The sequence below is a fragment of the Micromonospora sonchi genome, assembly GCF_014646235.1.
In the GTDB taxonomy this organism is placed as follows: Bacteria; Actinomycetota; Actinomycetes; order Mycobacteriales; family Micromonosporaceae; genus Micromonospora; species Micromonospora sonchi.
This window is the reverse complement of record NZ_BMNB01000002.1, coordinates 185,764-208,924: the sequence shown is the minus strand read 5'-3', so window position 1 is coordinate 208,924 and position 23,161 is coordinate 185,764. Positions and strand designations below refer to the sequence as shown.

Annotated in this window: 21 protein-coding genes and 1 pseudogene; 16 read left to right on the top strand and 6 right to left on the bottom strand. The window is 70.9% G+C overall.

All coding sequences use genetic code 11. From position 1 onward, the window contains the following. Positions 1-3 precede the first annotated feature (3 nt). Positions 4-1,146, top strand: coding sequence for a fatty acid desaturase family protein (locus IEY61_RS03145; RefSeq protein ID WP_189040685.1), 1,143 nt, complete (start codon positions 4-6; stop codon positions 1,144-1,146). Positions 1,147-1,190: 44 nt separating this feature from the next. Here IEY61_RS03145 and IEY61_RS03140 read toward each other — a convergent pair whose 3' ends face one another. Further along, the gene (locus tag IEY61_RS03140) at positions 1,191-1,442 is read right to left on the bottom strand and encodes a hypothetical protein (RefSeq protein WP_189040824.1); all 252 of its coding nucleotides are present in this window, start codon (positions 1,440-1,442) and stop codon (positions 1,191-1,193) included. Between the two features lie 112 nt (positions 1,443-1,554). On the opposite strand from IEY61_RS03140, the gene eccB reads away from it, so the two are divergent. Further along, the gene (eccB, locus tag IEY61_RS03135; protein WP_189040684.1) at positions 1,555-2,943 is read left to right on the top strand and encodes a type VII secretion protein EccB; all 1,389 of its coding nucleotides are present in this window, start codon (positions 1,555-1,557) and stop codon (positions 2,941-2,943) included. A 417-nt stretch (positions 2,944-3,360) separates the two neighbouring features. On the opposite strand, the gene IEY61_RS03130 is transcribed toward eccB, so the two are convergent. The 3 genes from IEY61_RS03130 to IEY61_RS03120 all read right to left on the bottom strand — a co-directional run bounded on the left by IEY61_RS03130 (position 3,361) and on the right by IEY61_RS03120 (position 9,517). Continuing rightward, positions 3,361-7,872, bottom strand: a complete 4,512-nt coding sequence (locus tag IEY61_RS03130; RefSeq protein WP_189040683.1) for a caspase, EACC1-associated type — start codon at positions 7,870-7,872, stop codon at positions 3,361-3,363. Between the two features lie 31 nt (positions 7,873-7,903). Beyond that, positions 7,904-8,281: an effector-associated constant component EACC1 gene (locus IEY61_RS03125; RefSeq protein ID WP_189040682.1), complete on the bottom strand. Its 378-nt coding sequence runs from the start codon at positions 8,279-8,281 to the stop codon at positions 7,904-7,906. Positions 8,282-8,893: 612 nt separating this feature from the next. After that, positions 8,894-9,517, bottom strand: a complete 624-nt coding sequence (locus IEY61_RS03120) for a class I SAM-dependent methyltransferase (protein ID WP_189040681.1) — start codon at positions 9,515-9,517, stop codon at positions 8,894-8,896. 129 nt (positions 9,518-9,646) lie between these two features. Between IEY61_RS03120 and phoU the strand changes: the two genes are divergently transcribed. The 6 genes and pseudogenes from phoU to IEY61_RS03090 form a co-directional block, all read left to right on the top strand. After that, entirely contained in the window at positions 9,647-10,291 is a 645-nt protein-coding gene (gene phoU / locus IEY61_RS03115; protein ID WP_189040680.1) for a phosphate signaling complex protein PhoU, read from the top strand. Positions 10,292-10,485: 194 nt separating this feature from the next. Continuing rightward, positions 10,486-11,562, top strand: coding sequence for a phosphate ABC transporter substrate-binding protein PstS (gene pstS, locus IEY61_RS03110; protein ID WP_189040679.1), 1,077 nt, complete (start codon positions 10,486-10,488; stop codon positions 11,560-11,562). Positions 11,563-11,647: 85 nt separating this feature from the next. Next, the gene (gene pstC, locus IEY61_RS03105; RefSeq protein WP_229705641.1) at positions 11,648-12,640 is read left to right on the top strand and encodes a phosphate ABC transporter permease subunit PstC; all 993 of its coding nucleotides are present in this window, start codon (positions 11,648-11,650) and stop codon (positions 12,638-12,640) included. Beyond that, positions 12,637-13,551, top strand: a complete 915-nt coding sequence (gene pstA, locus IEY61_RS03100; RefSeq protein WP_189040677.1) for a phosphate ABC transporter permease PstA — start codon at positions 12,637-12,639, stop codon at positions 13,549-13,551. Before pstC ends, pstA begins: the two co-directional genes overlap by 4 nt. Position 13,552: 1 nt before the next feature. Next, positions 13,553-14,413: a phosphate ABC transporter ATP-binding protein PstB gene (gene pstB, locus IEY61_RS03095; RefSeq protein ID WP_373293083.1), complete on the top strand. Its 861-nt coding sequence runs from the start codon at positions 13,553-13,555 to the stop codon at positions 14,411-14,413. A 25-nt stretch (positions 14,414-14,438) separates the two neighbouring features. Continuing rightward, positions 14,439-15,158: pseudogene (locus tag IEY61_RS03090) on the top strand (winged helix-turn-helix domain-containing protein); the annotation flags it as partial. Positions 15,159-15,164: 6 nt separating this feature from the next. Here IEY61_RS03090 and IEY61_RS03085 read toward each other — a convergent pair. Then, on the bottom strand, positions 15,165-15,770 hold the full coding sequence (locus IEY61_RS03085) for a phosphatase PAP2 family protein (RefSeq protein WP_189040675.1): 606 nt from the start codon (positions 15,768-15,770) through the stop codon (positions 15,165-15,167). Positions 15,771-15,867: 97 nt separating this feature from the next. Here IEY61_RS03085 and IEY61_RS03080 point away from each other — a divergent pair, with 97 nt between their 5' ends. Both IEY61_RS03080 and IEY61_RS03075 read left to right on the top strand, forming a co-directional pair. Continuing rightward, entirely contained in the window at positions 15,868-16,242 is a 375-nt protein-coding gene (locus IEY61_RS03080; protein WP_189040674.1) for a DUF2267 domain-containing protein, read from the top strand. Between the two features lie 67 nt (positions 16,243-16,309). Further along, a complete protein-coding gene (locus IEY61_RS03075; protein WP_189040673.1) occupies positions 16,310-16,792 on the top strand; it encodes a type II toxin-antitoxin system PemK/MazF family toxin in 483 nt (160 codons plus the stop codon). 52 nt (positions 16,793-16,844) lie between these two features. Here IEY61_RS03075 and IEY61_RS03070 read toward each other — a convergent pair whose 3' ends face one another. After that, positions 16,845-17,492 carry a GGDEF domain-containing protein gene (locus tag IEY61_RS03070; protein ID WP_189040672.1) on the bottom strand — a complete coding sequence of 216 codons (648 nt, stop codon included), beginning with the start codon at positions 17,490-17,492 and terminating at the stop codon, positions 16,845-16,847. A gap of 246 nt (positions 17,493-17,738) precedes the next feature. On the opposite strand from IEY61_RS03070, the gene IEY61_RS03065 reads away from it, so the two are divergent. From IEY61_RS03065 to IEY61_RS03040, 6 genes are all read left to right on the top strand, one after another. Further along, positions 17,739-17,978, top strand: a complete 240-nt coding sequence (locus tag IEY61_RS03065) for a DUF397 domain-containing protein (RefSeq protein ID WP_189040671.1) — start codon at positions 17,739-17,741, stop codon at positions 17,976-17,978. A 139-nt stretch (positions 17,979-18,117) separates the two neighbouring features. Continuing rightward, entirely contained in the window at positions 18,118-18,999 is an 882-nt protein-coding gene (locus IEY61_RS03060) for a Sco1979 family transcriptional regulator (protein WP_373293092.1), read from the top strand. Between the two features lie 135 nt (positions 19,000-19,134). Beyond that, entirely contained in the window at positions 19,135-20,190 is a 1,056-nt protein-coding gene (locus IEY61_RS03055; RefSeq protein ID WP_189040669.1) for a LacI family DNA-binding transcriptional regulator, read from the top strand. A gap of 2 nt (positions 20,191-20,192) precedes the next feature. Beyond that, positions 20,193-20,387, top strand: coding sequence for a hypothetical protein (locus IEY61_RS03050; protein WP_189040668.1), 195 nt, complete (start codon positions 20,193-20,195; stop codon positions 20,385-20,387). A 171-nt stretch (positions 20,388-20,558) separates the two neighbouring features. Beyond that, the gene (locus IEY61_RS03045) at positions 20,559-22,178 is read left to right on the top strand and encodes a serine/threonine-protein kinase (RefSeq protein ID WP_189040667.1); all 1,620 of its coding nucleotides are present in this window, start codon (positions 20,559-20,561) and stop codon (positions 22,176-22,178) included. Between the two features lie 140 nt (positions 22,179-22,318). After that, positions 22,319-23,119, top strand: coding sequence for a DedA family protein (locus IEY61_RS03040; RefSeq protein WP_189040666.1), 801 nt, complete (start codon positions 22,319-22,321; stop codon positions 23,117-23,119). The last annotated feature ends 42 nt before the right edge of the window (positions 23,120-23,161 follow it).

Below are 23,161 nucleotides of genomic sequence, written 5' to 3'. Positions count from 1 at the left end.
GACGTGACCGTCATCCAGAAGAAGGCCACCAACCCGATCGCTCACCTGAGCGCAGAGGACATCGAGACCCTCGGTGAGGAACTCGACGCCATCCGGCAACGGGTGATCGACTCCCGGGGCGAGCGGGACGCCGCGTACATCCGCAAGGTCATCTCGACCCAACGCAAGCTGGAGATCAGTAGCCGGGTGGTGTTGCTGTTCTCGCTGTTCCCGCCGGCCTGGATCGTCGGTACCGCCGGTCTCGCGGTGGCGAAGATTCTGGAGAACATGGAGATCGGGCACAACGTCCTGCACGGGCAGTGGGACTGGATGCGTGACCCGAAGATCCACTCGACCAGCTGGGAGTGGGACCACGCCACCCCGGCCGAACAGTGGAAGCAGTCGCACAACGAGCTGCACCACCGCTACACCAACGTGGTCGGCAAGGACAACGACCTCGGCTACGGCATCATGCGGGTCGACGAGGACCAGCCCTGGCACCCGGCCTACCTGGGCCAGCCGTTCTACAACTTCGTCAACGCCTGCTTCTTCGAGTACGGCGTCGCCGCGTACGACCTTGACCTGGGCACGAACCTGAAGGAGGGGCGGCACAAGCATCCGGAGTTCCGAGCCAAGCTCCGTGCGGCCGGCCGGAAGATCCGCCGCCAGGTCCTCAAGGACTACGTGATCCACCCGCTGCTCTCCGGGCCGTCGTTCTTCCACACCATGGCCGCGACGTTCACCGCGAACCTGATCCGCAACCTGTGGAGCCACTCGGTGATCATGTGCGGGCACTTCCCGGAGGGCGTGGAGACCTTCGAGAAGACCTCGATCGACGGCGAGACCCGCGGCGAGTGGTACCTGCGGCAGATGCTCGGCTCGGCCAACATCAGCGGCAGCCGGCTGATGCACATCATGACCGGCAACCTGTCGTTCCAGATCGAGCACCACCTCTTCCCCGACCTGCCCAGCAACCGTTACCAGGAGATCGCCCCCGAGGTACGGGCGCTATTCGACCGCTACGGCCTGAAGTACGTCACCGGTTCGCTGCCCCGACAGGTCTTCTCGGCCTGGTGGAAGGTCATCCGCCTCGCCTTCCCCAACCGCCGCCAGCCGGCCACCCCGGCGGTCGACGACCAGCCGACCCCGGTGCTCGTCGCCGCCTGAGGCTCCGGAACCTTCCGCCCCGGGCGATGTCGTACCCGCGCGGGTCAGCGGCGGCTGGGGTAGTTCTGGGCTGATCGGCGGCCTCGGAAAGAGGCCAGCACGATCACCGCGGCCAGGGCGATGATCCCGATGATGACCAGCCAGCGGACCGCCTCCAGCAGCAGCCCGAGCAGCACGAGGATTGCGGCGATCACGCCGACGGTCCAGAGCAGGGCGCGCATCTTCACCTCCCGACCGGGCCGTCCGGCGGGTCCGGACGGCTTGCCGGTGCAGCTACCCGGTTCCGCCCGGGTCATGCCGGTTGACCAGGACGGACGCGCTTGCGGCGGAGGACGGTGACGCACGGTTCCCGGGGGATCGACGCAACGCATATCCTGTGCCCCGACCGTACTCGCCGGAAGGGGCCGCATGCCGTCGCGGCAGGACCAGTTGCACTCGTACCAGTTCACCATCCAGCGGGTGGTGTCCGCCCTGGTGATGCGAGAGACCGACCCGGCGCAGTCACCGTTTCGCCGGCTCGCCGGTGCGGCGCTGGCCAGCATGCTGGTGGCGGTCATCGGGCTGGGCGGTTTCGCCCTCTACGGGCTGTTCGCCGGCGGCGGCGTGAAGTGGCGCGACGGCAATGCGGTCATCGTGGAGAAGGAGTCCGGTGCCCGGTTCGTCTACCGCGAGCAGCGGCTGCACCCGGTCCTCAACTACGCCTCCGCGCTGTTGATCATCGGAACGGAGCGGCCCAGGACCGTGCTGGTGTCGCGCCGCTCGATCGAGGGCGTACCCCGTGGCCTGCCGCTGGGCATTGCCGACGCGCCCGACTCGCTGCCGGCGGCGGCCCGGCTCGCTACCGATCGCTGGACGGTCTGCTCGATCGGCACGACCGACGACGGCCGACCGCAGTCGCGGTCGGTGCTGCTGATTGGCACCGAGGGGACCGATGGCCGGCCATTGGGCGAGGAGGCGCTGCTGCTGCGCGCCCCCGATGGCCGGCTGCACCTGCTCTGGCAGCAGCGACGTCACCTGATCCGCGACACCGACCGGGTGCTGGCCGCGCTGGCAGTCACCCGGGCCCGGGCCGTTCCGGTCGCCCCGGCCCTGCTCAACACGGTGCCCACCGGCCTGGACCTGGCGCCGCTGCACCTGCCCGGCCTCGGCGAGCGGTCCGCCCGGGTCGCCGACGCCCGGGTCGGCGACGTGCTGCTGGTCAGCAACTCCGGCGGCGCTCGACAGTACGCGGTGGTGCTGCGCGACGGGCTGGCCGGCATCACCGAGCTACAGGCGGCGCTCTTGCTGGCCCGGACCGGCCAGCGCGAGCCGGACCAGATCAGCCTCGGCCGGTTCGCGGCCCTGCCCCAGCTGGACGACCTCACGCCGACCGGGCCGCACGCCCCGCCGAGCGCACCGCCCCGACTGGCCACCATGGACTCGCCGGCGTTGTGCGCCCGGGTCGCCGACGAGGCCGGGCAGGTCGAGCTGCGGCTCGGCGTGGAACTGCCGGAGCTGATCACCGCCCCACGCGCCGCTCGCGGGCAGGTCGCCGCGGTGGTGGCCGACCACGTGTTGGTGGAGCCGGGGCGGGGCGCGCTGGTCGAGTCGGTGGCCGCGCCCGGCGCGACCGGCGGGGCGGTCTCCGTGGTCACCGATCTCGGCCGCCGGCACGTCCTCGCCGACGCCGGGGTGCCGGCCATGCTCGGCTACGGCGACGCCCGGCCGCTCCGGCTCCCGGCGGGCGTGGTCAGCCTGGTCCCCGCCGGAGCGACCCTGGACCCGGCGATCGCCCGGCAGGCGGCCGCCCCCGCGTGACGCGCGCTTGGCCGCATTGGCGTCGAGGCGCCGCCCGACAGCCCGAGGGACACATCATCGAAAGACGTCATGTCACAGAGACATGATTATGCCTTTGTGACATGACGCCCTTCAGCGAGTAAAGCTTCTCAGCAGGTGGGCTCAGGTAGACCCAGTCGGCGGCATGGGCCCGGCAGACGTCGAGCTGCGCGATGCTGGCGGCGGCGATTTCGCGTACGGCCGGGGGCACGGACCGGGGGTCGTCGAAGACCAGCCCGCCGGACGGGCTCAGCAGGGGCGCGGAGCCGCCCAGGCAGGCTGGGGACCAACTTGCAGCACGTGCGACACGTATTGGCACCCGTACACGGTCGGGCTGATCGACGTGGCCGCGATCAACGTCGGTACAACTGCCTGCGGCTTGGTCGCGTCTGCGACTGGTCACCGCTGGCAGGGCGGGTCGTATGGCGTGCCGGGGAAGTACTGCCGCCGTTGGCCCGGGGAGAGAGGGCCGTCGGATGCCTCGCAAAGCCGCCGGGTCAGACTGTCGACGTTCGGGTCTAGGAGGAGGATCTTGTAGTTGCCTGTGATGTACAGGGTGTTGCTGTCGGGGCTGAAGCCTGCCGACGAGAGGTAGACCGGCACTGTCGGAGCGGCTACCTCCGTGACGCGGGCCGGGTCAGTCACATCCCACAGCTGTAGTTGGCTCTCGCTGAATGTGACCTGACGGGAACCCCCACCGCTCTCGGCGACCACCAGCCGACTGTCGGGGCTGAAGGCGAGTTTGGCGGGGGTGTCGACAGTGATGTGACCCGTCTGGACCGGGTTTCGTACGTCTTCGATGTTCCACAGGTCGATGCTGTTGTTGGTTGCCGTCGCGAGGGTGTGCTCGTCGGGGCTCATTGCGAGGCCGCGCACGTTGCTCGGCGGGAGTGTCCCGGCGACCGGGTGTGCTGGGTCGCTGATGTCCCACAGTCGGACGGGCTTCAGATTGGGGCCGTCTCCGACCGCCGCGAGCCGACTGTCAAACCCATTCAATTGGGCGATATGGTCGGTGCCCAAGGAGGTGGGTCCGGTTGGCCGCCGGGGGTCGGTGACGTCCCAGAAGAGGATATCGCCGTTGGCCTGGCCGACGGCGGCGCCGGCGATGACGGCAAGGGTACGCCCGTCTTGGATGAAGAAGATGCTGTCGGCCACGTCAGGCTGCGGGATCGTGGATAGTGGAACCGGGGCTGCCGGGTTGGCGACATCCCACAGGTGGATCTGGTCGTCGTCGGTGTTGACGGCGATCGTGTGGCCGGCGATGGTCAGGTCGTTACCGATGGAGTGGAAGGGGGTTGTCTTTTTCCACCCGATCCGGCCCAGGGAGGCGCGCGGCACGGGGTGTGCCGGGTCCGTGATGTCCCACAGTCGCGCTGGCGCCTTCCAACTGAACTCAACCAGCAGGCGGTCATCGACCGCGCGCACGACCGGGTCCTTCGTTCCGGTGCTGAGGACGCCGACCTGCTGCGGATGTCGGAGTCCGTTCGCGCGCCACAACGTGAACTCCCCGTGGTCGGTGTCTTTGGGCAGCACCAGGATTTGGCTGTCGCTGTGAGTGAACTCGCGCACGTCGACAGCGCCCTCCACCGGCCATAGCGTATTGAGGGCGGGCCGCCAGAGCCGGATGAAGCTGTTCTCCTCGCCGATGCTGAAGACGGTTTCCGGGTCATCGCCGAACACTAGCTGGTTGATTAGCGTGGGCTCGGGGTACTCGGCGGTCGATTTCGGAGACGCTGGATCGCTGACGTCTAGGAGCTCGATGCGGTTGCCGGTCACGGCGGACACGCCCGCCGCGAGGGTGTGGCCGTCGGGGTTGAACTTCAGGGCCGCCACCGCCCCGAAACCTCTGTTGATGCTGTATTTGTGTGGCTGGGTGGGCCGGGTCGGATCGGTGGTGTCCCAAAGCTCCACCCCAGTACTGGTGTTACCGATCGCGAGTATCGGAGTGCGCGGGCTGAAGGCCACCGAGAGCGCGTGGGTGTCCGGGAGAGTGATCGTCGCCACTGGCCGCCGCGGGTCGGTCACGTTCCACAATCGGACGGCGTACTCGCCGTCACCTGGGTCGATCGCTGCGGCGAAGGTGCGGTCGTCCGCGCTGAGCGACACGGACCTGACGTCAGCCAGCCCGACGGGGAGCGTACTGAACTCGACCGGATGTCCGGGGTCGGTGAGATCCCACAGAGTCAGCGTCTCCTTGTTGAGGGCGAGCAGGGTGCGCCCGTTCGCGCTGAACGCGGCGTGGCTGGGACCGATGCCCAGCGAGCCGAGCGCCACCGGTTTGTTCGGGTCCGCAACGTTCCACAGTTGCTGAGCGGTGCCGGTCTGCCCTGCCAGCAGCAGTCGGCCATCCGGGCTGAGGACCACGTCCGATTTGGCCGGGGTGGGCAGCACGGCTGTTGTCCTGGGTCGGTTCGGCTCGCTGATGTCCCAAAGTCGGACGGTGTGGTCGTCTGCGGTGCTGACCAGCAGGTGCCGGCCCGGGTGGTAGGCAATCCGGGCCACCGCTGCAGTGTGCCCGTCGAGGTGGATGTCGTACGGTGCCAACGCGGCGTGGTGCAGGCTGGTTCGGGCCTCTGGCGTGTCGGCGACCCGGCGGGCGGCCAGCGCAAGCTGCAGGGCCAGTCTGGGGTCTGTGTCTCGAAGCCGATCGGCGGTCACGCTGGCGGCTTTGGAGGCGAGCAGGTCCCGCTGCTGGGCCGCCATTCGGCGCTGCCATATGGCCGTGCCGGCCCCGGCGACGGCCGCCACCAGGAGGATCCCCAGCGTGCCGGCCAGTAGCCGCAGCCGGGTGGTCCGGCGTTGCGCGGCGCGCCGCTCGGCGTGCGCTTGGGCGATGCTCGCCTCGAGGAACGCCCGCGCCTCGGCGGTCGTTCCGTGAACGTGACCGAACTCCTCGAACCACTGCTGGGCCGCGTCAAGTCGGACGCCGCGGTAGAGCGCGTCAGGGTCGTGGCCGTCGCGCTCCCATGCCTCCGCGGCCTCGTGCAAGCGCTGGCGGACCAACAGGCCGGCGCGGTCGGCTTCGATCCAGTCCTTCAGTCGAGGCCAGGCGCGCAGTAGCGCGTCATGGCTGAGCTCGGCGGTCTCGCTGTCAACGGTGACCAGTCTGGCCTGTACCAGCGCATCGAGCACCGTTGGCGCCGCTGGCCCGTCCTCGTGAAACTCGGTAAGGGGAACTCTGCGGCGGCTGTCCTCAGCGTCGTCGCCGAGCCGGACCATGCGCAGCAGAACCCGGCGCAGGACCACCCTGCCGTCCTCGTCGAGCCGGTCGTGGGTGCCCTCGGCGGTGCGGGCAACCGCATCCCAGATCCCGCCGGCCGCCTCGTATCCGGCCATGGTCAGCGTTCGGCCCACTCGCTTCTGCCAGGTGGACAGCAGCGCGTGCGACAGCAGCGGCAGCGCCGGGCCGGCGCCGGGCCCGCCGGCCCGCAGGTCCCGCAGCAGCAGATCGACAAGTCCCGGCTCCAAGGCCAGACCGGCGAGGTACGCCGGCTTTTCGATCACGTCCCGCAGTTCGCCCGTGGTCATCGGGCTGACCAGCACCTGGGCCTCGCGCAGGGCGTCAACCAATGCAGGGTATTGACCGCAATGTCCGTAGAAGTCGGCGCGCAGCCCGAGGATCACGACGGCGGGCGGGTCGTCAGCCTCGGCAGTGCGGGTACACGCGGCAGCGAGGCCCTCCACGAACACTTCACGCTGTCGTTCGTCGACGCAGAGCGTGAACAGCTCCTCGAACTGGTCGATGACCAGGACCAGCCGGCGCCCGTCCGCCAGCATGCCGGGTCGCCGCAGGTAGCTGGTGATCGACTGCGGATCTTCGGTCAAGGCCGTCTGAATTTCCTGCGGGTCTCCGCCGAATGTGTGGCCAAGTGCCCTCGCAAGCTCTCGTACCGGGTGCTCGCCGGGATTGAACAGCAGATGCGGCCAGCCCCGCACCTGTGGTGCGGCCGGCAGCCCTCGGTCCAGGGACGGTCGCAGTCCCGCACGCAGCAGCGAGGACTTCCCTGCTCCAGACGGGCCGACGACCATCACCGGTCCGTCCGCTGCCAGCTGGGCGGACAATCGCTCAACCAGTTCCGTGACCAGCCGGTCACGGCCGAAAAAATACCGCGCATCGTCCGCGCCGAACGAGGCCAAGCCCTGGAACGGACAGATGTCCAACGCCCGGTCCTCGTCCTCGGGGTCGACCGGCCGGCTGGGTTCTGAGGGCAGTTGGTAAGCCTCGTTGACCGCAAGTACCAGCTCACCAGCCCGGTCCCGCGACTGGCGGTGCGGCGGCGGGAAACCAGTGTCCCGCAGATGCCGCGACAGATACCGGAAAGCGTGATCCCAGGTCAGCAGCGGAGGCCCGCCGGGATCGCCCTCGCGCAGCAACCGGAGGAACCTATCGCTGAACGCGGTATGCCGCTCGCCCTCAGGCGCGAGCGCCAGCTCCTCCGGCGCGGCGGAGGCCAGCACGAAACCGCCCTGGGCGTCCGCCTGGTCGAACAATCCGGCCACCCCACCGAAGCCAGGACCCGCGCGACCGGAGAAGCAACAGTCCAAAACGAGGACGATCGACCGCGCTCGGGAGGCGGCGAGCCCTGCCCGCAGCACCGCGTAGGGGAAAGCCTTGAATTCCAGACCCCGCGTCAGATGGTCAGTGATCGCGGTGGCCAGGTACAGCCTGCCGTCGAGGCCGACGAGGCCGTGGCCCACGTAGTACACGATCAGCACGCTGTCGGCCTCCTCGGCCACTGCGGTAACCGCCTCTCCAAACGCGACCGGATCGCGCGGGTCGAGCAGAGTCCGCACGTTCCCGGGCGCGACCACGCGGCGCAGGACCAACTCCTCGGCCAGGTCATGCGCGGTGGTTGCCGCGGCGGGCACGTCCGGCAGGACCGAGCCCTCGACATGGGCACCGGTCGCCACTATCAGGACCCGCGTGGCGGGCGGCCCGGGCTCAACCATCGCTAGCCGGCACTTCGGCGATCGCGACGCGCACCTGACGTACCAGGGCCGCGACTCCGTCCGCGTCGAGGCCGTGCACGTCGGTGGCCCTGATCTCGATCGAGCTGCCGTCGGACAGGGTCACCCTGACCTCGGCACTGCCAGCGCGCCGCCGAATCCAGGAGACCAAAGCGCTGGCCAGCACCGTAGCGACCCCGCCGGAGCCCACCGCGACGACCAGGACGTCCGTCACGGTGCCCAGCGAGCCCGGTGTGGGCGGCGCTGCGTCCCGATCAATGCAACCGCTCAGCTCGGGCTCGACCCGCAACCAGTCAAGGAGGGCAGCGGCGTCGGCGCCCGCCGCCACTCGAATCCGCACCGCGTCATCCATTGCAGTCCCAAAACATCGACATACCACATTGTGGATTCCATGATGGACCACGGATCTTCGGATTGACCTCGATCCGTCAGGATTCCGATCCTCGGTCGCCCGTTTCGGCTTGACCGTTTTGCCCAGTTAAGGGGTGGAGTGTCGTGCCCCGGGTCGACAGCGAGCGCTGCCGGCCGTCCGCTGGACCAAGACCGCTGACCAGATTCTCGCCAAGGCACAACGCAAACCCTTCCGCGGGACGCTAGAGATCACGCCACAGGTGCGGCTCCTGGTAGGCATGCCACCCGCGAAAGAACCAGTCCGCCAGATCCCGCACCGCTCCAGGCAATCCTGGTAGTACTGCGCCGGCTGCGCCGAGGGAAGTTCGGGTGCGCGGTCCACTCCGCCACGAAGTGTGAGACCTCGTAGAACCCCTCAGCCATCCAGCGCGGCAAGTCGTCATGACCCCCGCGCTGCTCACAGGCCAGCCGCATCGCCTGCTCCAACCGGCTGAACGCCGCCCGGTCCCAGACGAGTCCACCGCGCAGTCGGAGCAGGAAGCTCCCATCCACGGACTCGAACTCTCGCCTCAGCACCGTCAACGCGTCGTCTACGGCTCCGGTGGCGCGAGGATCAGGCGGGCCGGCGCAGGAGGCTGACGGCGAAGTCCGCGTCGTCGCGCCAGGGACGCAGGTCCCAGGTGGCGAAGCGGTGTTCCAGCCGCAGGCCGGCGGTGGCCACGTCGGCGTCGAAGTCGGCCAACGGGTAGCCCCGGTCGGTGCCGAAGCCGACCGGGATCACCCCGTCGGGGCGCAGGTGCTCGGCCACCCGGCGCAGCACCGTCGCCTCGGTGCCCGGGGCGACGAAGGTCATCACGTTGCCGGCCAGCACCGCCGCGTCGAACGGCTCCACCACGCCGGCCGCCGCGAGGTCCAACTCCGCCAGATCGCCGACCAGCCAGCGGGGCCCCGGGTGGTCGGCGCGGGCGGCCTCGATGAGCACCGGGTCGGCGTCCACCCCGACCACGGTGTGGCCCCGGGCGGCCAGTTCGGCGCCCACCCGGCCGGTGCCGCAGCCGGCGTCGAGGATCCGCGACCTCGGCGGCACCAGCGTGTCGAGCAGCCGCGCCTCGCCGGCCAGGTCGGCCCCCTCGGCGGCCAGCCGCCGGAACCGGTCGACGTACCACTGGGAGTGCTCCGGGCCGGTGTCGGTGACCCAGCGGGTCGGGTTGCCCGTGCCGGCACTGCGCTCGCTCATCTGGCCACCGTATCCAGCCCGGGACCGTAAGTCGGCGCCGACCTCGGCTTCCCGGTGTTCGGCTGGACGGCGGCGCTGTTTGCTGGCCATGCTGGCATGGCCGGTGGTCTGCACGACGGGAGAGGCGCGATGGCTCGGGAGAACTACGAGGAGCAGCTCGATCGCCTCACCGGTCTGCTGGCGACGATGAGCCGGGAGGCCGGCGCGGCGATCCGGGGCGCCAGCGTCGCCCTGTTCGACGTCGACCGGGCCGCGGCCGAGGCGGTGGTGGCCGGCGACGCCGTGCTCGACCGGTACCGGGCCGAGGCGGAGGCGAGGATCCCCGAGGTGCTGGTCCGGCACCAGCCGGTCGCCTCCGACCTGCGGCTGGTGGTGTGCGCGCTGCGGATCGCCGCCTCGCTGGAACGGATGGGCGACCTCGCGGTGCACATCGCGAAGGTCGTCCTGATGCGGTACCCGGTGGGTGTGGTCCCGGCGTCGGCGGTGCCGGTGCTGACCGCGATGGCGGACGCGGCGGCCCGGATGGCGGAGAAGGCAGCGGTCGTGCTGGCCACCCGCGATCACCTGGACGCCGCGCAGCTCGCACTGGACGACGACGAGGTTGACGCGGCCGAGAAGCGGCTGCTGTCGCTGCTCGTCTCCGGCTGGCCGTACGGCGTGGAGTCGGCGATCGACCTGGCCCTGGTCGGCCGGTACTACGAGCGGTACGCCGACCACGCGGTCAACGTCGCCCGGCAGGTGGTCTTCCTGGTGACCGGGACGATCCGCCTCTGACCCGGCCGCCGTATTTCGGGCATTCGGGGCGTTCGCCCCCGCGGTGTCACATCCCGACCTCGGCCGGCCACCACCGTGGCCACCAAGTTCATTTTTCGTTCACCTGCTGCCGGGGGTCCGGCTACCTGCGCCTCCTAGCTTGACTCGCGTACGGCCCGGACGGGCTGATGCACCCCGATAGAGAGGCTTACCTGGTGAACCGCAACGTGCTCTCGCGGCGTCTCCTCGCTGGCGTCGCGCTTGCCGCGCTCGCGCTTACCGGCTGTGGTAGCAACGACAACGGCAAAGAGCCGGGCGCGAGCGGCGGCGACAGCGCCTACGCGAACCTGTCCGGCGAGTTGAAGGCGTCCGGCGCCAGCTTCCCCGACGCGTACTACCAAGAGGTCGTCGAGGCCTTCAAGGGCGAGGCCTCCGGCGTGACCGTCACCTACAACGCGACCGGTTCGGGCACCGGCAAGAAGCAGTTCGGTGAGGGCCTGGTCGACTTCGCCGGCACCGACAGCCTGGTCAAGGAGAGCGACGGCGTGGCCGTCGGCTCGTTCCTCTATATCCCGACGGTGGCGGCACCCATCACCGTCTCCTACAACCTCCAGGGCGTCGACAAGCTCCAGCTCAGCCCGGAGACGCTCGCCAAGATCTTCCAGACCGACATCAAGACCTGGAACGACGAGGCCATCAAGGCCGACAACCCGGGCGTCGAGCTGCCCGACACCCCGATCGTCGTGGCGCACCGCTCGGACGGCTCGGGCACCACCAGCAACTTCACCAAGTACCTGGAGGCGGCCTCCGGAGGGGCCTGGAAGCTCGGCAGCGGTGACACCGTGGCCTGGCCGGCCAGCACCCAGGGCGGCGAGAAGAACACCGGTGTCGCGCAGATCGTGCAGCAGACCAGCGGCGCCGTGGGCTACGTCGACCTCAGCGACGCCAAGGCCACCGGCCTGAAGTTCGCCGCCATCAAGAACAAGGACGGCCAGTTCGTCGAGCCGACGCTGGACGGCACCACCGCCGGCCTGGAGGGCGCCGAGATCGCCGACGACCTGAGCTACAACCCGCTCAACGCCGCCGGCGCGACCTCGTACCCGATCACCGCGCCGACCTTCATCATCGTCAAGACCTCCTACAGCGACGCCGCCAAGGCGGAGCTGGTCAAGGGCTTCCTCACCTACCTGCTCAACGACGGCCAGGACCTGGCCAAGGAGATCGACTTCGCGCCGCTGCCCGCCTCGCTCAAGGAGAAGGCGCTGGCCCAGGTCGACAAGATCCAGAGCTGATCGACATCAGGATCGCTGGGCCTTCCAGCCGGGGACGGGATCGACACGATCCCGTCCCCAGCGGAGTCCCTGAGCTGGAGTGAAGATGACCGTGACGAACGAATCCCCCGCCGCCCGGCAGGCACTGAACCGGCGTGGCGGCAACGCCGTCGGAGACCGCCTCTTCTCCTGGTGGACACTCGGCACCGGCCTGCTGGTGCTGGCGATCCTCGGGCTGATCCTCATCACCACCGTTCGGGAGGCCTGGCCCGCGTTCGACGCGATGGGCCTGCGCTTCCTCACCGAGCGGATCTGGGACCCGAACCCGGCGGCCGGCGACGCCATCTTCGGGGCGCTGTCGTTCGCGTACGGCACGGCGATCTCGTCGCTGATCGCCCTGCTGTTCGCGGTGCCGGTCTCGGTCGGCATCGCGCTGTTCCTCACCGAACTGGCACCGCGCCGCCTGCGCGGGGCCGCGGTGACCGTGATCGACCTGCTCGCCGCCGTGCCGTCGGTGGTCTTCGGCCTCTGGGGCATCCTGGTCGTCGCCCCCGCGCTGGTCCCGGTGTACCAGTGGATGCACGACGTCCTCGGCGGCGTCCCGGTGCTCGGCCGCCTCTTCGGCCCGGTCGGCAGCGGTCGCAACTTCATGACCGCCGGTCTCATCCTGGCGATCATGGTCACGCCGATCATCACGTCGATCACGCGCGAGGTGTTCAGCACCGTGCCGCGCGCCGACAAGGACGCCGCTCTCGCGCTCGGTGCCACCCGCTGGGAGATGATCCGGGGCGCCGTCTTCCCGCACAGCTTCGGTGGCGTCGTCGGCGCGGTGATGCTCGGCCTCGGCCGGGCGATGGGGGAGACCATCGCGGTGGCCCTGGTCATCGGCGGGGCCACGAACATCACGGCCAACCTCTTCGCCCCCGGCAACTCGATGGCCGCCGTCATCGTGCAGCAGTTCGGTGAATCCACCGGCACCTTCACCGCGGCCCTGATCGGCCTCGGTGTCGTGCTGTTCGCGATGACGGTGCTGATCAACGTGTTCGCCCAGATGGTCGTCCGCCGGGCCGAGGCCCGGATGAAGGGAAGTGTCGCGTGACCGTCACCGCACCGCCCGCCACCCGCTCCGCCGCCGGCGGCCCCGACCTGACCCGGGCCTCCCTCGCCGGGCGGCGTCGGTTCACCAACCACCTCGCCACGGCCGCCATCTGGGGGGCCCTGCTGCTCGCCGTCATCCCGCTCGCCCTGGTGGCCTACACGGTCCTCAGCAAGGGCGCCGGAGTCATGAGCCTGTCCTTCCTGACCGAGGACATCCCCAACTCGTACCGCCGGGAAGGCGGCGGCATGGCGCCGGCGATCGTGGGCACCCTGGTCATCACCGGTGCGGCCGCGCTGATGGCCATCCCGCTCGGCGTCTTCGGCGCCGTCTACCTCAACGAGTACGGCAAGCAGAAGCCGCTGGCCCGGCTGATCCGGCTGATGGCCGACGTGATGACCGGCGTGCCGTCGATCGTGATGGGCCTGTTCGTCTACATCTCCTGGGTGCTGCTCGTCGGCGAGCAGACCGGCTTCGCCGGCGCGCTGGCGCTGGCCTGCCTGATGCTGCCGGTGGTCATCCGCAGCAGCGAGGAGATGCTTCGGCTGGTCCCGGACGAGCTGCGGCAGGCGAGCATGGCGCTGGGCGCCCGCAAGTGGAAGACCACCCTCACCGTGGTGCTGCCGGCGGCGATCTCCGGCATCACCAGCGGCTCGCTGCTGGCCGTCGCCCGGGCGGCCGGCGAGACCGCTCCGATCATCATCGTCACCGGCATCGTCTTCTCGCCCAACTGGAACCTGTTCGAGGGCTCCAACACCGCGCTGCCGGCGCAGATCTTCCGCAACGCCAGCACCTCGTTTCCCGCCGCCCAGGACCGAGCCTGGGGTGCGGCCCTGACACTGATCGTGATCGTCCTCGGCTTCACGGTCATCGCCCGATTCATCTCGAGCCGGTTCGCCATCAAGGAGCGCTGACATGGCCAATGACACCGATCTGACCATCCGCCCGTCCGTCGCGGTGCACGCCGCCGGTATCACCACCTCCGGCGTCGACACCGCCACCGCGTCGGTGATGCAGCTGCGCGACGTCAGCGTCTACTACGGCAGCTACGAAGCGGTCCGGGGCACCACGATGCCGATCCAGCAGAACCAGGTCACCGCGATGATCGGGCCCTCGGGCTGCGGCAAGTCCACGGTGCTGCGGGCGCTCAACCGGATGAACGACCCCATCCCCGGCGCCCGGGTCAGCGGCGAGGTCTCCTTCCACGGCCAGGACCTGTACGCCAGGGACGTCGACCCGATCCAGGTCCGCCGGCGCATCGGCATGGTGTTCCAGAAGCCGAACCCGTTCCCGAAGTCCATCTACGACAACGTCGCGTACGGGCTGCGGATCAACGGCATCAAGGGCCGGCTCGACGACCACGTGGAGGAGGCGCTGACCCAGGCCGCGCTCTGGGACGAGGTCAAGGACAAGCTCCGCAAGAGCGCCCTGGCGCTCTCCGGTGGTCAGCAGCAGCGGCTGTGCATCGCCCGTACGATCGCGGTCAAGCCCGAGGTCATCCTCATGGACGAGCCCTGCTCGGCGCTCGACCCCATCGCCACGGCGAAGATCGAGGACCTCATGTTCGAGCTGACGAACGACTACACGATCGTGATCGTCACGCACAACATGCAGCAGGCCGCGCGGGTCAGCCACTACACCGCGTTCTTCACCGCCGAGGTGGACGAGAAGCAGGTGCGGCACGGCCGGCTGGTCGAGTACAGCCAGACCGGCAAGCTGTTCACCAACCCCGCCGACAAGCGTACGGAGGACTACATCACCGGCCGCTTCGGCTGACCGACGGAACCGGAGCCGGTACGCGATGAACAACCTCGTCGAGGCCACCAGGGGTGACCATCGGGCCGACGGACGTTTCGTGCTGCTCGTGGTGGACGACGACGAGAGCGTCGGTGCCGCGCTGGTCACCCAGCTGGCCGAGCATCGGGTACGCGGACACCACTATCCGCACGCCGCCGAGGCCCTGCTGGCCGCGGGAGCCCTGCAACCGGACGCAGCGGTGGTCGCCGCCGGCCTGACCACCATGAGCAGCATTGAGCTGGTCCGGCTGCTCGCCGGCCGGGCCGGCATCCCGACCGTGGTCGGGGTCGGCGACGACGACGGAGGGATCGCCGCGGCCGGGCTCAAGGCGGGGGCCACGGCCGGCGTACGGCGGCCCTACCGGGCCGAGGAGGTGCTGCCGATCCTGCGCGCGATCCGCCCGGAGACCGCCGCCGCCCTCGATCCGCCGATCGAGCTGGGCGGGCTGCGGGTGGACCCGTCGACGTTCGAGGTGCGCCTGCACGGCCGGACAATGGCGCTGCCGTTGAAGGAGTTCAGGCTGCTCTACTTCTTCATGAGCCACGCCGAGCGGACGGTCACCCGTGAGCAGTTGCTGGCCGCCGTGTGGGGCGGGATCTCCGACGACACCTCGAACACCCTGACCGTGCACATCAAGCGGCTGCGTCGGCGACTCGCGCTGGACGGGGGACAGGCGCCGGTGATCGTGACCGTACGCGGGCTGGGCTACCGGTTCGTGCCGGCCACGCGTTCAGCCGAGCAGGACGAAGATCGGCGCCCCGACGAGCGGACCGAGCACGGTACCCGCGACCACCTGGCCCAGACTGTGGGCGGCCAACCGGACCCGTGACCAGCCGACCAGCCCGATCAGGGCCAGCAGTGGAGCCGCCGCCGGGCCGAAGACGTAGATCAGGGCGGCCACCGACGCGGCGCAGACCGCGGCGTGGGCGCTCAACTTCCAGACCTGGTTGACCGCGGCGACACCGGCCACGATGGCGAACATCGCCACCACCAGGGCGACCAGCGGACGCGGCGCGCCGAGCAGCACCAGCAGCGTCAGGCCGGCCAGGACGGATGCCATCCCGTGCAGCAGCGGCCGGCGGCGCTGGGTGCGTACCCCGATGTGGTGGTCGGTCAGCTGGCCACGCCGCACGCCCAGCCAGATGATCCCGTACGGGACGGCGGAGCAGAACAGCACGGCCAGCGCCCCCCAGCCGAGCCCGACCACGACGGCCGGTGCGGTGGCGTGCACGGCGACCACCATGGGCAGCACGGCGGCGAACACCGCGGGCGCGAACACCTCGGTGGTGATCCGGGCCAGCCGGTGGGAGGTGGCCCGGTCGACGACGGTGGACACGGGCCAACCGTACGCGTACGGGTGCCACCGGCGGGGCACCTCCGTTTGCCGGGGACGGGCGAGGGTAACCAGCGCGGCGCTGACGACAGGAGGCGGCGTGCGGTTTCCCCTTTTCGTCGACGCGGTGTCGCGTCGCTCCGGCCTGCCGCCCGAGCAGGCCGAGGCCGTCGCGCGGGCGGTGCTGCAGACCGTCGCGGAGCGGATGACCGGCCCGAGCACCGACCCGACCGGCTACCTGCCGGCCGAGTTCGGCGCCGCGTCGGCCCCGCAGGAGCCCGCGGACTTCCTGCGCCGGGTCGGTCAGCGGGCCGGGGTCGACCCGCAGCTGGCGGGCACCGGCGCGGCGGCGGTGTTCGCGACGCTGCGCGAGGCGGTCACCGTCGACGAGTTCCGGGAGATGGTCGCCCGACTGCCCGCCACCGCCGACGGCGCGATCGATCCGCTCGCCGGCCCCGACGAGGTCGGGCCGTAGCCGAAGCGGCAAGGCTTCGCCCAACCCTGCCGACACGAGGTGGCCGTCGACCGTTAGGCTGCCCGCCGTGGCAGGTCTGTTGAGGAACATGGCGGCCCGGGTCGGCGCGGCGATCCCGATCCCCCGGCGTGCCGGGCCGACCCCGGCTCGGGCCGCGCGGCCCCGTCAGGTCAACGCCCTGCAGCGGCGCGAGTTGTCGTACGCCCCGGAGCCCGACGGGCAGGCCGACCCGGGGGAGATCGTCTGGACCTGGGTGTCCTACGAGGACGACCCCCGGCAGGGCAAGGATCGGCCGGTGCTGGTGGTGGGCCGGCACAGCCGGACGCTGTTCGGGCTGATGCTGTCCAGCCAGCGTGATCGCGACGGCGAGCGACACTGGCTGGCCCTCGGCCCTGGCGAGTGGGACCGGGAGAAGCGGCCCAGCTGGGTGCGGTTGGACCGGGTGCTGACCATGCGCGAGGACGGCATCCGGCGCGAGGGCGCGGTGCTGGACCGGGCCCGTTTCGACCGGGTCAGCCAGGCGTTGCGGGCCGGCTACGGCTGGCACTGAGCAACGCCGCCGCCTGGTGCGGTCGGGCTGCCTACGCGGGGGCCTGGGCCGGTCAGCACTCGGCGAGGTGCGCGCTGCCGCGCAGCGCTCGGCCGGATCGGCCCGATCCGAGCCCCTTGGCCTCGTACATCGCCGCGTCGGCGCGGTCGAGCGCCTCGGCCAACTGAGCCCCGTGCACCGGTGCCAGCCCGACCGAGGCGGTCACCCGGAGGGTGGTCGCGCTCAGCGGGATCGGTGCGGCGAGCATGTCGCACAGCTGCCGGGTGGCCTGCTCGATCCACCGCCGGTCGATCGTGGGGCTGGCCAGCAGCCCGGCGAACTCGTCACCGCCGAGCCGTGCCACCGGGTTGTCGCCGGCGAAGGCGGCCAGCCGCTGGGCGACGCTGATCAGGACCTGGTCGCCGGCCGAGTGGCCGTACCGGTCGTTGATCTGCTTGAAGCCGTCCAGGTCCAGCACCACCGCGACCAGTGGGCGGCCGGTGCCGTCGGTGAGCAGCGCGGCGGCGAGGCGGTAAAAAGCCCGTCGGTTGGGCAGGCCGGTCAGCGGGTCGTGGCTGGCGGCGTGCCGCTCGGCGGCCAGTTCGGCCCGGAGATGCCCGATCTCGGCTTCGGCCCGTACGGCCCGTCGTCCCAGCTGCCAGGAGGAGAGCAGGGCTCCCGCAGCACAGATGCCGGATGCGACGGTCAGCGGATCCGGCACCGACCACTCCCTTCGCCCCGCCGCAGCGTCCAGCGCTGCCAGACACCTCGTTTCCCCTGGTGGCGGCCAGGTTCACGTAACAGAATGTGAGCGGCTGCGCACCGCTCACATGCGCTATCATGCTCGCTGTCCATTGCAGATGCAATAGCAGATGCACGTGCAGAACGATCGAGTCGACACCGTCCCTCGTGCCGCTACCGCTCCTCCCCACGGCACCGGCGCCCAACGGAGAGAACCCACGCACCCATGCAGCAGCCGCCGAACGGTGTACCCGCACACGAGTTGCCTCCCCTCGCCTGGCAGAAGAGCCGACGCAGCAATCCCAGTGGGAACTGCGTGGAGTTGGCGGAGTTGCCCGGTGGCGCGGGGATCGCCATGCGTAACTCCCGGCACCCTCAGGGGCCGGCGCTGATCTACACCGTGGACGAGATCGCCGCGTTCGTGCTCGGCGCCCGGGACGGAGACTTCGATCATCTGATCGGCTGACCCGACATCCCACCCGCGGGAATCGCCGCGCACGGGATGGAGGTTCACCTCACTGATGGTTCATGGCATGCTTACAGGTCGGTCGGGCCGGCTCACCGGTTCGGCCACACCGACGGCATGCGGAGGACGGCAGGTGACGATGGTGTCCGCCGAGCAGGGCCAGGCGGCCGGCCCGACCGTGCTGCGGATGTTGCTGGGCGGGCAGCTGCGCCGGCTGCGTGAGTCGCGCGGGGTGACCCGGGAGGACGCCGGTTGGGAGATCCGTTCCTCCGAATCGAAGATCAGCCGGATGGAGCTGGGTCGGGTCGGGTTCAAGGAACGCGACGTCGCCGACCTGCTCACCTTCTACGGCGTCACCGACGAGCAGGAGCGGTTCGCGCTGCTCAAGCTCGCCCGGGACGCCAACAGCCCGGGCTGGTGGCACCGTTACGGTGACGTACTGCCGTCGTGGTTCCAGTCGTACCTCGGCCTGGAGGCCGCGGCGGTGCTGATCCGCAGCTACGAGGTCCAGTTCGTCCCGGGGCTGCTGCAGACCTGGGAGTACGCCCGGGCCGTGGTGCTGCTCGGTCACTCCGGCGCCGACCCGGCGGAGATCGACCGCCGGGTGGATCTGCGGATGCGGCGTCAGGAGTTGCTGCGGCGCCCGCGCCCGCCCCGGCTGTGGGCGGTGGTCGACGAGGCGGTGCTGCGCCGACCGATCGGTGGCCCGCAGGTGATGCGTGGCCAACTGGAGGCGCTGCTCGAGGCCACCCGGACGCCCAGCGTCCGACTGCAGGTGATCCCGTTCGCCGCGGGTGGGCACGCCGCGGCCGGGGGTGCCTTCACCATCCTGCGCTTCGGCGACCACGACCTGCCGGACATCGTCTACATCGAGCAGTTGACCAGCGCGCTCTATCTGGACAAACGCGAGGACCTCGACTTCTACGCGCTGGCCATGGAGCGACTCTGCGTCGAGGCCGAGCCGCCGGAGAACACTCCGGACATCCTCAAACGGATCATCGCCGACATCGATTCCCCGTGACCGGCCGGCACGGCTGATCTCACCGGACCGGCTGCACGCCGGTTCACGCAATCACGTGCGTTGACATCCTCCGGCCCCTGCGGCTAGTCTCTGGATCGATCCAGACTGAATCGATCCAGAAGAGGGGAGGGCCCGGTGAAACCGACCCTGCGGGCCGTCGCCGAGGCCGTCGGTGTCTCGCGCAGCACCGTCTCCAACGCCTACTCCCGCCCCGACCAGCTCTCGACCGAGCTGCGCCGACGGATCCTCGACACCGCACGCCAGATGGGCTACCCGGGGCCCGACCCGACGGCCCGCTCGCTGCGGCGCGGCTTCGTGGGTGCCGTGGGGGTGCTGTTCACCTCGCGGCTGTCGTACGCCTTCACCGATCCCTTCGCGGTGCGGTTCCTCACCGGGATCGCCGAGGCTGCCGAGCGGCACGGCAGCAGCCTGCTGCTCGTGCCGCTGCCCGCCGACCCGGCCGGCGCCGGCAAGGCGGTGGAGAACGCCGCCGTCGACGGATTCTGCGTCTACTGCGCCGGTGACGAGGAGGGGATCCTCGACACCATCCGGGGTCGCGGGCTGCCGTTCGTCACCACCGCCGCGCGTCCCCGCGCCGGTGACCGGTGGGTGGGCATCGACGAGCGGGCCGCCGCCCGTTCGGTTGCCGAACACCTGGCCGGTCTCGGTCACCGCCGGGTCGCCCTGCTCGGTGACGACGTCCTGTCCGACGCCGCCACCGGGCCGTTGCGGGTGGCCGACGTCGCCGACGTGCCGCACCCGACCACCCGCGAGCGCCTCGCCGGCTTCGCCGATGCCTTCGCCGCGGTCGGCGTCGCCTGGCCCGAGTTGACGATCCTCTCGGCGCCCGGCAACACCCGGGCCGCCGGTGCCGCGGCCGTACGCGCGCTCGACGCCCTCGCCGAGCCGCCGACCGCCGTGCTGGCCTGCTCCGACGTGCTCGCCCTGGGCGCGCTGGACGCGCTGGCGGCGGCCGGCGGGCCGCGCCGGGCCATTTCGGTGACCGGCTTCGACGACATCGCCGAGGCCGCCACCGCCGGCCTGACCACCGTGCGCCAGCCCGGCGAGGAGAAGGGCCGCTCGGCGGCCGAACTCCTGTTCGACCCGCCCGCGGACGCCTCGGCGGGCCAGATCCTGCTGCCCACCACGCTCGTCGTCCGCACCAGCAGTGGACCACTACCGAGGAGTTGAACATGGAACAGCCCGCCGGCTTCATCTTCGCCGTCGACGCGGTCACGCGGCACGTCACCTCCGCCCGGCCGGACGCGCCGATCCGTCCCGACCCGCCGCGTGCCGCGCGACTGGTCGGCGCCCGCCGGCTCACCGCCGCAGCCCTGCACCGCCTCGCCGACCAGATCCAGCCCGCCCCGTCCCGCTGCGCCTGCTAGCGCGAAAGGAAGGGCCCCTTTTTAACGCCTGGTGCATTGAAGGGGCCCCCTACTAACAACTGACAGCTCGGCTCGACGACCGGCAGCCCGGCTGACGGCCGGGCTTGATGACCGGCGGTGCGGCCGGGGCGGGTGGTGGACCGGCCGGGTGACCGGGCAGACTTGACGATCATGTCGCCGTTAACGCCCAACCTGCGGTTGCAGGACCGCTACGTGTTGCACGACCGCATCGGCCTCGGCGGAATGTCCGAGGTGTGGCGCGCCGACGACGAGGTGCTGGGCCGGCTCGTCGCGGTGAAGGTGCTCGCCGGCGCGTTCGCCGTCGACCCGGACCTGCGGGCCGTCATCCGGCGGGAGGCCCGCGCCGCGGCCCGGCTCGCTCACCCGCACGTTACCCAGGTGTACGACTACGGCGAGGCGATTCTCGACGGCGGCACCGTGCCGTACCTGGTGATGGAGCTGGTCGACGGGCGCAGTCTCGCCGATCGGCTGGCCGAGAGCCCGCTGCCCTGGCCGTCGGCGCTCCGGATGGGCGCCGAGGTCGCCGCCGCGCTCGCCGCCGCACACCGCATCGGGGTGGTGCACCGGGACATCAAGCCGGGCAACGTCATGCTCACCGAGACCGGCGCCAAGGTGCTGGACTTCGGCATCGCCGCGCTCGCCGGCCCCCAGCACGCCGGCCCCGGCCCGAGCGGCGAACCGATCATGGGTACGCCCGCGTACATCGCTCCGGAGCGGTTGCGGGCCGGGGCACCGAATCCGGCCAGCGACCTGTACGCGCTCGGCGTGCTGCTGTACCGCACCCTGACCGGTGACGTTCCGTTGCCCGTACGCAGTTGGGAGGAGGCCGCCCGGGTGCACGCCCAGCGGCCGCCCGTGGCGCCGCCGCGGACGCCGGGGTTGCCCGCCGACGTCGCCGAACTGGTGTTGGCCTGCCTCGACCCGGAGCCGGCCCGGCGGCCCACCGCCGGACAGTTGGCGGCCCGGCTGCGTGCCGCGGCCGGGCCGACCGGCCCGGTGGGGTCGCCCACCGCCGTACTGCCGATCACCTCCGCTCCGGCCGGCGGCGAGCCGACGGCGGCCGTGGCCCGGCCGGCGCCGGCGCATCCACCGACGCTGATCGACCGGGCCGGCATGTGGTCCGCCAGGGCCACGCCCGCCGCCGGCGAGCCCACCTCCGTGCGCCCGGCCGCCGGCTCCGCCCCGGAGGGGGCCGCCACCAGTGTCTGGGCCGCGTCCGCTCGGCCGGCCGGTGGCCCGGCCCGTGGCAGCGGCCGTCGCGGGCGCGGCGCGGGCCGGAGGCCGGGGCGGAACGTCCCACCGGTCGGCGCGTTGGTGGCGGCCGGCCTGGCGCTGCTCGTCGGGGTGGGCGTGGTGCTCGCCCTCGGCAACGGCGACGAGGAGGCGCCGCCGAGCACGACCGTCACCACCGCCCCGGCCGATCGGGCCGCTGCACCGGCCTCGACCACCCCGACGGCACTGCGCCCCAGCCCGTCGGCGCCTCCTTCCGAATCAGAACCAGTGAGCCTGCGGCAGACCGCCGCCGAGTTCGTCGCCCTGCTCACCGAGGCGCAACTCGTCGGCGACGTGGACCGCAAGGTCGCCGACCGGCTGCGTAAGGATTTCACCGATCTCGCCCGGGGCAAGCCCAAGGACCGCGAGAAACGGATCGGGAAGCTGCGCGACCGCATCGAGGACGAGGCCGAACGCGGCCGGCTTCCCGCCGACTTCGCCGACCGCCTGGACGACCTGCTCGACCGGCTCGAAGAGACGCTGCCCGAGGACGACTGACCGACGTCGGGTCGGGCTCTCCGCGCCGTGACGGGATACATAGGACGTCGCCTCCCCGCTTGCGCAGCGTAGAGCCTTGTCGTCGCACGGAGCCGATACCGGTTGAGCGGTCCGCGGGCTCAGTTCGTAGCGTAGGGAGCATGATTCTCTTTCCGTACGCCGCCGAAGAGCCCGGCCGGTCCGGGCCGCCCCAGGACGGCCTCGTCGGTTTCGTCACCGATCTGGTGGAGCGGCTCGGCGGCCCGGGCGCGGGGCTGGCGGTGGCGTTGGAGAATCTCTTCCCGCCGATTCCGAGCGAGGTCATCCTGCCGCTGGCCGGGTTCGTCGCGGCGCAGGGCCGGATGAGCGTCATCGGGGCGATCTTCTGGACCACCCTCGGCTCGCTGGTCGGGGCGCTGGCGTTGTACTGGATCGGCGCGGCGTTGGGGCGGGAGCGGACGCGGGCGATCGCGGCGCGGCTGCCGCTGGTGAAACTCAGCGACGTCGATCGGACCGAGGAGTGGTTCCTGCGGCACGGCGTCAAGGCCGTCTTCTTCGGCCGGATGATTCCGATCTTCCGGAGCATGATCTCCATTCCGGCCGGCGTGGAGCGGATGCCGGTGCTCACCTTCGTCGTCTACACCACGCTGGGCAGCCTGATCTGGAACACCGTTTTTGTGCTGGCCGGGTACCTGCTCGGCGACAACTGGCACCTGGTCGAGGGGTACGCCGGGATCCTGCAGAACCTGGTCATCGTCGCCTGCGTGATCGGGTTGGTCTGGTTCGTGGTCACCCGGCTGCGCCGCTCGCGGCGGGCCGGTGGCCTCCGGTCCAACGACAGCGGTGCCGGGTTGACCGACGTGACGCCGAGCGGTGTGCCCGACCCGCATGGCCGGGGCACCATCTACCGCAGCGCCTGGGTCGACGGGACCCACCGCCCCGACCAGGACCTACCCCGCTGACCGCTGCTGGTGCCTCCGGTACCAGGTTCTTCGCCGATACTG

Bases quoted from the DNA above. Each gene is read 5' to 3' on its own strand.
- IEY61_RS03140 (WP_189040824.1), bottom strand. From the start codon at position 1,442: ATGACCCGGGCGGAACCGGGTAGCTGCACCGGCAAGCCGTCCGGACCC.
- eccB (WP_189040684.1), top strand. From the start codon at position 1,555: ATGCCGTCGCGGCAGGACCAGTTGCACTCGTACCAGTTCACCATCCAG.
- IEY61_RS03125 (WP_189040682.1), bottom strand. From the start codon at position 8,281: ATGGATGACGCGGTGCGGATTCGAGTGGCGGCGGGCGCCGACGCCGCT.
- IEY61_RS03120 (WP_189040681.1), bottom strand. From the start codon at position 9,517: ATGAGCGAGCGCAGTGCCGGCACGGGCAACCCGACCCGCTGGGTCACC.
- phoU (WP_189040680.1), top strand. From the start codon at position 9,647: ATGGCTCGGGAGAACTACGAGGAGCAGCTCGATCGCCTCACCGGTCTG.
- pstC (WP_229705641.1), top strand. From the start codon at position 11,648: ATGACCGTGACGAACGAATCCCCCGCCGCCCGGCAGGCACTGAACCGG.
- pstB (WP_373293083.1), top strand. From the start codon at position 13,553: ATGGCCAATGACACCGATCTGACCATCCGCCCGTCCGTCGCGGTGCAC.
- IEY61_RS03065 (WP_189040671.1), top strand. From the start codon at position 17,739: ATGCAGCAGCCGCCGAACGGTGTACCCGCACACGAGTTGCCTCCCCTC.
- IEY61_RS03060 (WP_373293092.1), top strand. From the start codon at position 18,118: ATGGTGTCCGCCGAGCAGGGCCAGGCGGCCGGCCCGACCGTGCTGCGG.
- IEY61_RS03050 (WP_189040668.1), top strand. From the start codon at position 20,193: ATGGAACAGCCCGCCGGCTTCATCTTCGCCGTCGACGCGGTCACGCGG.
- IEY61_RS03045 (WP_189040667.1), top strand. From the start codon at position 20,559: ATGTCGCCGTTAACGCCCAACCTGCGGTTGCAGGACCGCTACGTGTTG.
- IEY61_RS03040 (WP_189040666.1), top strand. From the start codon at position 22,319: ATGATTCTCTTTCCGTACGCCGCCGAAGAGCCCGGCCGGTCCGGGCCG.